The following is a 12,354-nucleotide window of genomic DNA, read 5'->3' as shown; positions in this document are numbered from 1 at the left end:
CATGATCACCGTCTGGGGCAGGACTACTTCCTCGAACGTGCAGACCGTCATGTGGGCGTTGGCCGAAATCGGCCTCGAGCATGAGCGGATCGACGCCGGCGGGCCGTTCGGCGGCCTCGATACGCCTGAATTCTTCGCCATGAACCCCAACCGGCTGGTGCCGGTGCTGCGCGACGGCGGCGAATATCTGTGGGAGAGCGCCTCGATCGTGCGCTATCTCGGCGCCCGCTACGGGTCGGAGCAGTTCTGGCCGAAGGACCCGTTGAAGCGCGCCCGGCTCGACCAGTGGAGCGACTGGACCAAGACGACGCTGGTGCCGGCGTTCCTCACCAACGTGTTCCAGCCGATGATGCGCAACAGGCCGGGCGAACGCGACGAAGCCGCCCTCGCCCGGGGCCTCGAAGGCCTCATGAAAGTGATGCGCGTGTTCGACGCTCGCCTCGCCGAGGGCGACTATCTCGGCGGCGCAGAACCCTGCTTCGCCGACTGCGTCGCCGGGGTACTGCTCTACCGCTACTTCACGCTGGAGATCGAGCGCACCCACCTCGCCAACCTGCAGGCCTATTACGACCGCCTGACGAAGCGCCCGGCCTATGCCCGCCACGTCATGGTTTCCTACGACAGCATGAGAGCGAAATGACATCCAACCTCGAAGCCGACTTCGTCATCATCGGCTCCGGTTCCGCCGGTTCGGCAATGGCCTACCGCCTGTCGGAGGACGGCAAGCACTCGGTCATCGTCATCGAGTTCGGCGGCACCGACATGGGCCCCCTGATCCAGATGCCGTCGGCGCTGTCGATCCCGCTCAACATGTCGCGCTACGACTGGGGCTTTTCCAGCGAGCCGGAACCGCATCTGGGCGGACGAGTGCTGGCCACGCCGCGCGGCAAGGTGCTGGGCGGCTCGTCGTCGATCAACGGCATGGTCTATGTGCGCGGCCACGCGCACGATTACGACCACTGGGCCGAGGAAGGGGCCACGGGCTGGAGCTATGCCGACGTGCTGCCCTACTTCAAGCGCATGGAAACCTCCGATGGCGGCGAGGACGGCTGGCGCGGCACCGGCGGGCCGCTGCACGTCCAGCGCGGTCGGCGCATCAATCCGCTCTATGCCGCCTTCATCGAGGCAGGCCGGCAGGCGGGCTTCGAGACGACCGACGACTATAACGGCTCCAAGCAGGAAGGCTTCGGGCCGATGGAGCAGACCATTTTCCGCGGCCGGCGCTGGTCCACCGCCAATGCCTATCTGCGTCCGGCGCTGAAGCGGCAAAACGTCCGTCTCGTCAATGGCTTCGCCCGCCGCGTCGTCATAGAGAATCAACGCGCCGCCGGCGTCGAGATCGAAGCCCGCGGCAGGATCGAGGTGGTGAAGGCGCGCCGCGAGGTGATCGTGGCCGCCTCCTCGATCAACTCGCCGAAAATCCTGATGCTGTCGGGCATCGGCCCGGCACAGCACCTGCGCGACAACGGCATCGCCGTCGTCGCCGACCGCCCCGGCGTCGGCGCCAATCTCCAGGATCACCTGGAACTCTACATCCAGCAGGAATCGGTCCAGCCGATCACGCTGAACTCGGTGCTCAACCCCTTCTCCAAGGCGTTGATCGGCGCACAGTGGCTGCTGTTCAAGAACGGGCTTGGCGCGACCAACCATTTCGAGGCCGCCGCCTTCGTGCGCTCGGCCGCCGGCATCGACTATCCCGACATCCAGTACCACTTCATCCCCGCCGCCGTGCGCTACGACGGCAAGGCGGTGGCGAAGACACATGGCTTCCAGGCCCATGTCGGGCCGATGCGCTCGAAGTCGCGCGGCGCGGTGACGCTGCGCTCGCCCGATCCGAAGGCCAAGCCGAAAATCCTCTTCAACTACATGGAACATCCGGACGACTGGACCGAATTCCGCCACTGCATTCGCCTCACCCGCGAGATCTTCGGCCAGGCCGCCTTCGACCCCTATCGCGGCAAGGAAATCTCGCCCGGCAGCCACGTCCAGACCGACGCCGAACTCGACGCCTTCATCCGCGACCATGCCGAAAGCGCGCTGCACCCCTGCGGCACCTGTCGCATGGGCCGTGCCGACGATATCCGCAGCGTGGTCGACCCCGAATGCCGCGTCATCGGCGTGGAGGGCCTGCGGGTCGCCGATTCGTCGATCTTCCCGCGCATCACCAACGGCAATCTCAACGGTCCGTCGATCATGACCGGCGAGAAGGCCTCGGACCACATCCTCGGCCGCGCGCCGCTTGCGCCCTCGAACCAGGAACCGTGGATCAACCCGCGCTGGCAGGCAAACGACCGATAGCCCCTACCCTCCCGGCGACCGGGAAGATACAACGAGACTGCAACCGGAGCAGGTCATGAAAGCCCAGCCAAAAGCCTCGCACTACATCAACGGCCGCTTCGTCGAGGACGACCAGGGCGCGCCGCTGCCCGTCATCTACCCGGCCACCGGCGAGATCATCGCCACTTTGCATTCGGCAACGCCCAACATCGTCGAACTGGCGGTGGAGGCGGCGCGGGCGGCACAGGGCGCATGGGCGCGGCTGAAGCCTGTCGAACGCGGCCGCATCCTGCGCCGGGCCGCCGACCTTTTGCGCGAGCGCAACGCCGACCTCGCCCGGCTGGAAACGCTCGATACCGGCAAGGCGCTGCAGGAAACGCTGGTCGCCGACGCGCCGTCCGCCGCCGACTGCCTCGAATATATTGGCGGCGCCGTCGCCGCCTTCAACGGCGAGGCGGTCGAGCTCGGCGGCCCCTTCGCCTATACGCGCCGCGAGGCGCTCGGCGTGTGCGTAGGGATCGGCGCCTGGAACTACCCGATCCAGATCGCCGGCTGGAAATCGGCCCCGGCGCTCGCAATGGGCAACGCCATGGTGTTCAAGCCTTCCGAGAACACGCCGCTTTCGGCGCTGGCGCTGGCCGAAATCTATACCGAGGCCGGCCTGCCGGACGGCCTGTTCAACGTCGTGCAGGGCTATGGCGACGTTGGCGGTGCCCTGGTGGAGCATGAGGCTGTCGCCAAGGTCTCGGTCACCGGTTCGGTGCCGACCGGACGGCGGGTGATGGCGCTCGCCGGCTCGAAGATGAAGCACGCCACCATGGAACTCGGCGGCAAGTCGCCGCTGATCGTCTTCGACGACGCCGACATCGAGAACGCCATCGGCGGCGCCATGCTCGGCAATTTCTACTCCACCGGGCAGGTGTGCTCGAACGGCACGCGCGTCTTCGTCCACGAGGCCGTCCACGACCGCTTCGTCGAGCGGCTGGTAGAGCGCACCAAGAACATCCGCATCGGCGACCCGCTCGACCCGGAGACGCAGATGGGGCCGCTGGTCAACAAGGCGCAGCACGACAAGGTGCTCGCCTATATCGGCGTCGGCAAAGAAGAAGGCGCGACGCTCGCCTGCGGCGGCAACGTGCCGGCGCTGCAAGGGTTCGAGCGCGGCTGCTTCGTCGAGCCGACCGTCTTCACCGACGTGTCGGACACCATGCGCATCGCCCGCGAGGAAATCTTCGGGCCGGTGATGAGCGTCCTGAAATTCACCGGCGAGGACGAGGTGATCGAGCGCGCCAACGCCACCGAGTTCGGGCTGGCGGCGGGCGTCTTCACCCGCAACCTCGCGCGCGCCCACCGGGTCATCGGCGAGTTGCAGGCCGGCACGTGCTGGATCAACGCCTACAATCTCACCCCGGTCGAAATCCCCTTCGGCGGCGTCAAGCAGTCGGGCATCGGCCGCGAGAACTCGCTGGCGGCCCTTGCGCACTATTCCCAGATCAAGGCGGTCTATGTGGAGACCGGCGACGTCGCCAGCCCCTACTGACGGGCAGCGCCCGCCGTACAGTCGAGATACTGCGTCAGCGCGCAGACCAGGTGATAGAAGATCGAGGCCGGCACCTCGGTGGCGCGGGAACGGCCGCGCTCGTCAATGCGGTCGACCCACAGGCCGGTCGGTGCCGGATCGATATGCCAGCGGAACAGCCGGCCGACGCGCTCCTCGATTTCGGGCTTCATGTCTGGCCCGCCGGTGCGGCCGAGCGCGATCGCGGCCTTGACCGCTTCCGTCTGCGGCCAGCTTCGCGACACGCAGTCGAGCGGCAAACCCTCGCGGGAAACCGCCCCATAGGCGAGGCCGGTGGCGCGGTTGAGGCCGTTGGCGATCGCCGAGGCATAGAGCTTGCGGGCAAAGCCGTTGAGGTCCTGCTGCCCGCTGCGGGCGGCGAAGTCGACCAGCAGCGAGGCCCATTCGAAATGGTGGCCGGGCTCCGTCCAGGCGCCACGCTCGCCAGCCGCCGGCTTCCAGTTGTTGTCGAAATATTCGCCCAGCGTCCAGCTCTCGGCGTCGAAGAAATGGCTGCGGAACAGGTCGACGATGCGTGCCGCCCGGCGCAGATAGGTGCGGTCGCCGGTGGCGTCGTACCAAGCCATGAAGGCTTCCAGCAGGTGCATGTGCGGGTTGGAGCGGCGCTCGCTTTCCCCGTTCGAGGTCTCGAGGAAGCCGGTCATGCGGCTGTCCTCCAAATGGGCGTCGAGAAAGGCGAAGGTCTCGCGGCCGAGTTCCAGCGCATCGGGATTGCCGCCCATATGGGCGTGCGCGAGCGCCAGCAGCACGCAGGCGTGGTCGTAGGCGTCCTCGACCGGATCGGCGACGCTGCCGTCGATGTTGAGCGCACGCACGAAGCCGCCGCGTTCGGTGCGGCCCTTGCCGGCCATGAAGGCGATGCCGTGGGCGATGAGCCGGTCCGCAGGCCCGTCCCAGCCGCGCGCCTTGGCGACCGCGAAGGCATAGACCTGCCTCGCCATCGTGCGCATGCGCTTGGGCTTCATCAGCGGACTGGCGTCCATGGCGAGCCCTTCGTAGAAGCCGCCGTGCTGCTCGTCCACGCCACGGGTGGACCAGAGCGGCAGCGTCTCCTCGAACAGCCAGTGGCGGACCCGGTGGCGCCAGGCGCCCTCTTCCACGACGCGGTCCTGCGCCGGCGTGAAGCGGGTTTCGAGCCGGCCGCTCAGTTCCAGTTGCTCGACGATCTTCTTGACGTTCTGGCTGCGGCTGACGGGTGCCACGAAGGTGGCGTCGGATGTCGAGACGATGGCGACGTCCTTCAGCCCGATCGCCGAAAGCAGCCGGCCCTCACTGCGGATGTAGGAGTTCTCGCAATCGATGGCGACGACATCGCCGAGGATGACGTTGCCGTTGTCGTCGGCCGTGCCGATGTCGAGCAGCGACTGCCAGGAGCCGAGGTCGTTCCAGCGGAACCCGGCCGGCACCATGGCAATGTGCTCGGCACGCTCCATGATGGCGTAGTCGATCGAATCGGAGGGAATCGCCGCATAGAGATCGAGCGGCATGTAGAGGCCGGAAAGATCGCTGGTCGCGGCCGCGAAAGCCTGCTCCGCCGCTTCCCAGATGGACGGCTGGTGAGCCTTGAAGGCGTCGCGCATGGCGCTGGCGCGAAACAGGAAAATGCCGGTGTTCCAGTAGAAGTTACCCGCGTCGACATAGCTCTGCGCGGTCCCCCGGTCCGGCTTTTCGACGAATCGGGACACATCGAAGATATCGCTGTCGCGGCCCGCAACCTCGATATAGCCGTAGCCGGTTTCGGGCTGGGCCGGCTTGATGCCGAATACCACCAGCCGCCCCTCGCGGGCGACGGCCGCGCCCGCCTCGACGCTCTGCCAGAACTGCTCGACGGTCGAAATCTCGTGGTCGGAGGGCACCACCAGCACCAGGCTGTCGCCGAACCCGGCCAGCGTGCGCAACGTCGCCAGCGCCACGGCCGCGGCGGTGTTGCGGCCGACGGGCTCGAACAGCGCGCCGCCGCCGCGAAGGTCGATGCCTGCGACATCGGCACGCACGCGCTCGGCATGGCGTTCGGCGGCAATCAGGAAAACCGGCGTGTCGCCGGCAGGCCGCGCGACGAGGCGGCGCACCGTCTTGACCAGCATCGAGCCGTCGCCGGCAAGGTCGTGAAACTGCTTGGGATTATCCTCGCGCGACAATGGCCACAGCCGCGAGCCGACGCCGCCGCTCATGACAAAACCAACGATACGTTCGCTCATTCCCGCTCCGATCAGAACGTCGACCCAAAGCCCGGCAGGGTGGATGACAGCCTCCCGACGCAAGCCTTCTAACGTCCTTTGCGTACGAAAACCTTAAGGATCGCGGCGCGGATGCTTCAAGCCTATAAATTGCAGCGCGATTACCTCCTTTGATGCTTGCAGGATCGAAATGCGCCGGATATAAGCCGGCCCACTGGTCACGGAGTGTAGCGCAGCCTGGTAGCGCACATCGTTCGGGACGATGGGGTCGCAGGTTCAAATCCTGCCACTCCGACCAGTCGAAAAATCCCGATTTTTCTCCCAGCGTGTAGCGCCTGTCACCGACCGGCGGTTGCTTTTTGCAACCAAATACAACCCTACGTTTATTTTTGCTTTTGCATCGCCTTGCAGTTGCCGCTGGCATGCTTCAGGCATGACAAAGCCGCGCGACCTCATCCGCCAAAGGCGCTTCTGGACGAATCGGTCCGGAACCTCGGCGATCGAATTTGCCATGCTGGCGCCGATCTTCGTGCTGTTCCTGTTCGGCATGATCGCCTACGGCATCTATTTCGGGGCCAGCCATTCGGTCCAGCAGATCGCGGCAGATGCGGCCCGTACCGCGATCTCCGGCCAGACCGCCGGCGAAAGGCAGATCATCGTCGCCCGCTTCATCGCCAACAACGCCGGCCAGTATCCCTTCATCAATCTCGCCCAACTGACCTTCAACGCCGCCGACAGCGCCAGCGACGGCAACCAGTTCGACGTCTCCGTCAGCTACGACGCCCGCAACCTGCCGATCTGGAACCTGCTGCCCAACCTGCCGCTTCCCGGCACCACCATCGCCTTTCGCTCGACCATCCGAATCGGAGGCATCTGATGTCGTCCACTCGCCGCAGCCGAACGACCTTCAGGCGATTACTCGCCGATAAGCGGGCGAACTTCGCGGTGATGACGGCGCTGAGCGCGCCCTTCGCCATCGCGCTCGGTGCAGTCGCCGTCGACCAGGGCTCGCTCTTCAACGAGCGTCGCTCGGCGCAGGCGCTGACGGACATCGCCGCCATCACCGCCGCCGCCAATATCGACAGGGCCGAGGCAGCCGTTCTCCTGACCCTGCAGGACAACGGCGTGCCGAATGCGCATATCGACAACGCCGGGACCAGCCAACCCGATGCCGGCACGACGCTCGTTTCGGTCATTCCCGGCCACTACGACCGCTCGGCGGCCCTGGGAACGCGCTTCACGGCGGGCGGCGCGCCACCGTTCGACGCCGTGCAGGTCTCGATGCGCAAGATCGGCTCGCTCTATTTCGGCGGCGCCCTGATGGCGCCACCCCTCATCGGCACGACGGCAACCGCCAACGCCTCGGCGCAGGCCGCCTTTTCCATCGGCTCCGGGCTGGTGGACGAAAACACGGCGGATCGCCTGTCCTCAACCCCATCCTCGGCGGCCTGCTCGGCACCAGCCTTTCGCTGAAGGCCGCGGACTACCGGGCGCTGGCCAAGCTGGATATCGACGCGCTGGCCTTCATGGGCGCGCTCGCCACCCGGCTTGGCGTCACCGCCGGCACCTATGACGAAGTCCTGGATTCGAAAGCCTCCGTCGGCGACGTCGTCCGCGCGCTGGCCAACGTGCCGGGGCTGAACGGCACCGATAAGGCCAGCCTCGAGGCCATTGCCGGCAAGGCTTCCACCACCGCCCGGATCGCGCTCAGCCAGTTGATCGATCTCGGGCCGGTCGGCCGCCTCGGCATCGGCCAGGGCGGCGGCAGCCCCGCCGTGACGGCAAACGCCCTGGAAATGGTGATGGCCGCGGCGGCGCTGGCCAATGGCGACCGGCAGGTCGCGGTCAATCTCGGGGCGGCCATCCCCGGCCTCGCCTCGGCCAGCCTCGGCGTCGCCATCGGCGAAACCGCCCGGTCCTCGCCCTGGTTCACGGTCGGCGGCAAGGGCAGCGTAGTTCGCACCGCGCAAATCCGCGTCCGCCTGATCGTCCAGATCAACGGCGTGGACGGCCTGCTTGGCAAGCTCGTGACGCTACCGATCTATGTCGATGTAGCGCAGGCCAAGGGCGAGCTCGCGGGTGTTTCCTGCAGCACCGGCCGGCCGGAAAGCCTGCGGGTGACGGTCGATACGACGCCCGGCGTGGCCGACCTGCGCATCGCCGACATCGACGCCGCGGCCATGAGCGACTTCAGCCGGGTGCCCGCCCTGTCACCGGCGAAGATCGTCAACGTATCCCTTCTCGGGCTTGGCCTCGTCTCGGTGTCCGGGCAGGCGCGCGTGGCCGCCGAAGACAGCCGCGCCACCGCGCTGACTTTCAGCTACGGCGATATCGGCAATCGGGTCGTGAAAAGCGCCTCTACCCAGGACCTCGCCGGTTCGCTCGCCTCGTCGCTGTTCGGCAGCCTGAAACTGGAGGCCAATGTGGCGGGCCTCAAGGTCACCGTTCCGGCCGGCGTCACGGCGGGCCTGGCCAGGACCCTGGACGGCGTCATCCAGCCGGTTGACGGCCTTCTTCATACGCTGCTCAAGCTTCTGGGCGCGCGGGTCGGCTATGCCGATGTGCGGGTCAACGGCGCGACCTGCACCCAATCCGTGCTCGTGCAATAGCCCTGCGGTCAGCCGAGCCGGCCGATGAAGCCGCGCAGCCCCGGCAGCGCCAGCGCCCTGCCCTCGACCGCCGTGCCATGACCGGCCAGCGCCTCGACCGTTCCCAGATCGGCCGGCACGGACCATCTGGCCGGCTCATCGCCGAAATTGAAGGCGCACAGCAGCCGTTCGCCGCCGCCCTCGCGGACAAAGGCCAGCACGTTGCCCTCTGCATCGAGGAAGCGAATGGAGCCGGACACCAGCGCCGGATGAGCACGCCGCAGCGCCAGCATCGCCCGATAATGCGCGAGCACGGAACGCTCGTCGCGCTGCTGGACATCCACCGCCATGGCCCGATGGCTTTGCGGCACCGGCAGCCACGGTTTGCCGGCGGAGAAGCCGTCGTTTGGGGCCTCGGCCTCCCAAACCATGGGCGTGCGGCAGCCGTCCCTGCCCTTGAAGCCCGGCCAGAAGCGGATGCCGTAGGGATCGCGAAGGTCCTCGAAGGCGATTTCTGCCTCCTCCAGCCCCAGTTCCTCGCCCTGATAGAGGCTGATGGAGCCACGCAGCGCGCACAAAAGCTCGATTGCGAACTTCGCGACCACGTCGGGATCGCCCCCTGGCGGCGTCCAGCGGGTGACGTGGCGAGCGACGTCGTGGTTGGAAAAGGCCCAGCAGACCCAGCCGTCCGGCGCCGCGGCCTCGAAGGCCTCGACGCAGGCGCGCACATGCGCGGCGGAAAATCCCGGGCCGAGCATGTCGAACGTGTAGCTCATGTTCAGCTTGTCGTTGCCCGACGTATAGGCCGCGAGCGTCTGCAACGAGCGCTTCTCGTCGCCGATCTCGCCGACCACGGCATGGCCGCCACTTTCGTCGATCAGCGCGCGGAAGCGTTTCAGGAAGTCGATGTTTTCAGGGCGCGACTTGTCGAACAGGTGCTCCTGGAAATTATACGGGTTGGTGTCCGTATTCGTTCCGGCGACGCTTTCGGCCAGCGGCGGGTTGTCGCGCAGAAAACGGTCCTGGATGTAGTAGTTCACCGTGTCCAGCCGGAAGCCGTCGACGCCGCGCGCCAGCCAGAAACGAACCGTCTCCAGCACCGCGTTCTGCACGTTCATGTTGTGGTAGTTAAGCGCGGGCTGCGAAGTGAGGAAATTGTGCAGGTAATACTGCCGGCGCACAGAATCCCACTCCCAGGCGGAACCGCCGAACACCGACAGCCAGTTGTTGGGCGCGGTGCCGTCCCGCCTAGGCTCGGCCCACACATACCAGTCCGCCCGGGCATTGTCGCGGCTGGCCCGGCTTTCGACGAACCACGGATGCCGGTCGGAGGTATGCGCCAGCACCTGGTCGATGATGACCTTCAGCCCCAGCCGGTGCGCCTCGGCCACCACCGCGTCGAAATCCTCCAGCGTTCCGAACAGCGGATCGACGGCGCAGTAATCGGACACGTCGTAGCCCATGTCGGCCATCGGCGACTTGAAGAACGGCGACAGCCAGACGGCATCCGTCCCCAGCGCGGCGACATGGCCGAGGCGGCGCACGACGCCGCGCAAATCGCCGATGCCGTCGCCGGTCGTGTCCTGGAATGAGCGCGGGTAGATCTGGTAGATCACGCAGCCGCGCCACCAGTCGGAATTGTCGTCAGCCATTTTTCATGTCCCTGTGCGGCGGCATCGTCCACCCGTTCCAGCATCAGCCTGACGCTGCGTCCGGGCACCGGTAGCGCCGGATCCGCGTCCTGTTCAAGGGCCGCCTGCCAGCGATAACCGTCGCGCGCCGGCAGCGCGAAGGCGCAGGCGCGGCGATCGCCGTTGACGAAAACGGCAAGACGCCCGCCGTCGCCCGCATCGAGCAGCATGGCAAGGCGGCATCGTGCGGCGTCGTGCCAGTCGGCCTCGGTCATGGGATGGCCGGCTTCCGTCAGCCACGCCACATCCGCAATCCCGTCCGGGGGCGAAGGCTGCCCGTAAAGAAAACCGGTTCCTGCAAAGACCGGCAGCGAACGGCGCAGCGCCGAAAGCGCGCAGGCATGGTCTTCCAGCGCGCGGTCGCGCCCCTGCCAGTCGAGCCAGGTGATTTCGTTGTCCTGCGCATAGGCGTTGTTGTTGCCGTGCTGGGTGCGGCCGAACTCGTCGCCGGCGGTCAGCATGATCGTGCCGCGCGAGGCAAACAGCGTGGCGAGCAGCGCGCGCACGTCGCCTGGCGCTCCGTCGGCCCATGAAAAATTCTCGTCGTGGCCGTCGCGGTTTGCCTCGCCGTTGGCCTCGTTGCGCTTGTGCGCATAGGCGGTGACGTCGCGAAGCGTCATGCCATCATGCGCGGCGATGAAATTGACGGTGCGCGACGTGCTGCCGGAAAAGATGTCCGACGAACCGGCGAGCCGCGTCGCCAGCGCGCCGACCATGCCGGCATCGCCGCGCCAGAAGCGGCGCACGTCGTCGCGGTATCTGTCGTTCCACTCGAGGAAAGGCGGTGAAAAGCGGCCTAGCTGGTAGCCGCCCAGGCCGATGTCCCACGGCTCGGCGATCAGGACGCGGTCGGCGAGCAGCGGGTCGGAGCGGAGCGCCTGAAAGAGCGGCGCGTGCGGGTCGAAACCGTGCTCGCCACGGCCCAGCACCGGCGCGAGATCGAAGCGGAAGCCGTCGACGCCGGCATGGCGGACGAAGTGGCGCAGGCTGTCGAGGACGAGCCGCTGCATCGCCGGCCGGTCGCAGGCGAGCGTGTTGCCGGTGCCGGTATCGTTGACCAGCGTTCGATCGGCCGCATGCCGGTAATAGGCGTTGGCGTCCAGCCCGCGCAGCGACAGCGTCGGGCCGAGCGCATCGCTCTCGCCGGTATGGTTGAAGACGAGGTCGAGGATCACGCCGATGCCAGCCGCATGCAGGGCCGACACCGCTTCGCGCAGGTCTGCCAGCCCGCCCGGCGCAAGGCGCGGGTCGAGCGCCATGAAGGTGACCGGGTTGTAGCCCCAGGCGTTGGCAAGACCGAGCGGCGGCAAATGGCGCTCGTCGATCCAGGCCGTGACCGGCATCAGCTCGACAGCGGAGACGCCGAGCTTTTTCAGGTGTCCGATGACCGCCGGATGCTTGAGCGCCCCCAATGTGCCTCGATCCCCCTCCGGCACGTCCGGATGGCGCATCGAAAAGGCGCGCACGGCAATCTCGTAGATCAAGCCACCCGGCTGGAACAGCGGCGGCGCGGCGGGGACCGCCCCGGGGAGCGCGACCGCCACCGATTTCGGCACCAGCGGCGCGGTATCTCCGCCCTCGCCGCGCCGCGCGGCAAGGCGCGGGTCGTACACATAGGGACGGTCGACCTCCAGCGCATAGGGGTCGACCAGCAGTTTTTGCGGGTCGATCCACAGGCCGCGCTCGGGCGCATTGGCCCCATCGGCGCGGTAGCCGTAGCGGGTGCCGGCGCCAAGTCCCGGAACGAAAAGCGCATGGACGCCCTCGCCTTCCGGCGCAAGGTCCAGCCGGTCCGTCTCACGCTCGCCGTCGAACAGGCACAACTGAATGCGCTCCGCTGCCCCCGACCAGACGGCAAAGCGGATGCCTTCCGGGGAAACGGCAGCGCCGAGCGGCGAGGTTACCCCCACCCCTAGCCCCTCCTCCCAAGGGGGAGGGGGATCACATAAACGGGTCGCCCCCCACTCCGTCGCGCTACGCGCGCCACCTCTCCCCCGATCGACGGGGGAGAGGAACGGCTTTCTGCACGCCTGGCGGCTTTC

The 12,354-nt window shown here is 67.2% G+C and carries 9 protein-coding genes and 1 tRNA gene; 7 read left to right on the top strand and 3 right to left on the bottom strand.

Annotated features, from left to right (window positions below; all coding sequences use genetic code 11):
• Position 1: 1 nt before the first annotated feature.
• Genes ACFOHJ_RS22885 through betB form a run of 3 tightly spaced genes read left to right on the top strand, consistent with a single transcriptional unit; the run spans position 2 to position 3,817 of the window.
• Entirely contained in the window at positions 2-640 is a 639-nt protein-coding gene (locus ACFOHJ_RS22885) for a glutathione S-transferase family protein (protein WP_378225140.1), read from the top strand.
• Complete coding sequence (betA, locus tag ACFOHJ_RS22880; RefSeq protein WP_378225138.1) at positions 637-2,298, top strand: choline dehydrogenase; 1,662 nt, start codon at positions 637-639, stop codon at positions 2,296-2,298. The genes ACFOHJ_RS22885 and betA overlap by 4 nt, the downstream gene beginning before the upstream one ends.
• A 55-nt stretch (positions 2,299-2,353) precedes the next feature.
• Positions 2,354-3,817, top strand: a complete 1,464-nt coding sequence (gene betB, locus ACFOHJ_RS22875) for a betaine-aldehyde dehydrogenase (RefSeq protein WP_378225137.1) — start codon at positions 2,354-2,356, stop codon at positions 3,815-3,817.
• Here the strand turns inward: betB and ACFOHJ_RS22870 are convergent.
• Positions 3,811-6,054, bottom strand: coding sequence for an AGE family epimerase/isomerase (locus tag ACFOHJ_RS22870; RefSeq protein ID WP_378225135.1), 2,244 nt, complete (start codon positions 6,052-6,054; stop codon positions 3,811-3,813). The two genes, betB and ACFOHJ_RS22870, sit on opposite strands and share 7 nt — an antisense overlap.
• Positions 6,055-6,254: 200 nt before the next feature.
• Here ACFOHJ_RS22870 and ACFOHJ_RS22865 point away from each other — a divergent pair.
• The 4 genes from ACFOHJ_RS22865 (at position 6,255) to ACFOHJ_RS22850 (ending at position 8,642) form a co-directional block, all read left to right on the top strand.
• Positions 6,255-6,331: transfer RNA gene (locus ACFOHJ_RS22865), tRNA-Pro, on the top strand.
• A gap of 135 nt (positions 6,332-6,466) precedes the next feature.
• On the top strand, positions 6,467-6,910 hold the full coding sequence (locus ACFOHJ_RS22860; RefSeq protein WP_378225133.1) for a TadE/TadG family type IV pilus assembly protein: 444 nt from the start codon (positions 6,467-6,469) through the stop codon (positions 6,908-6,910).
• A complete protein-coding gene (locus tag ACFOHJ_RS22855; protein WP_378225131.1) occupies positions 6,910-7,506 on the top strand; it encodes a hypothetical protein in 597 nt (198 codons plus the stop codon). The genes ACFOHJ_RS22860 and ACFOHJ_RS22855 overlap by 1 nt, the downstream gene beginning before the upstream one ends.
• A gap of 53 nt (positions 7,507-7,559) precedes the next feature.
• Positions 7,560-8,642, top strand: coding sequence for a hypothetical protein (locus ACFOHJ_RS22850; RefSeq protein ID WP_378225130.1), 1,083 nt, complete (start codon positions 7,560-7,562; stop codon positions 8,640-8,642).
• Between the two features lie 8 nt (positions 8,643-8,650).
• Here ACFOHJ_RS22850 and bglA read toward each other — a convergent pair whose 3' ends face one another.
• Positions 8,651-10,273 (bottom strand): beta-galactosidase BglA, encoded by a 1,623-nt coding sequence (gene bglA / locus ACFOHJ_RS22845; RefSeq protein ID WP_378225128.1) that lies wholly within the window; start codon positions 10,271-10,273, stop codon positions 8,651-8,653.
• Positions 10,234-12,222 (bottom strand): glycogen debranching protein GlgX, encoded by a 1,989-nt coding sequence (gene glgX / locus ACFOHJ_RS22840; RefSeq protein WP_378225126.1) that lies wholly within the window; start codon positions 12,220-12,222, stop codon positions 10,234-10,236. Before glgX ends, bglA begins: the two co-directional genes overlap by 40 nt.
• Between the last annotated feature and the right edge of the window lie 132 nt (positions 12,223-12,354).

This window comes from Aquamicrobium soli (assembly GCF_042646345.1).
GTDB classification, from domain to species: Bacteria; Pseudomonadota; Alphaproteobacteria; order Rhizobiales; family Rhizobiaceae; genus Mesorhizobium; species Mesorhizobium soli_A.
Note: the sequence above shows the minus strand (reverse complement) of the source record. Positions and strands in the feature narration are given on the sequence as shown.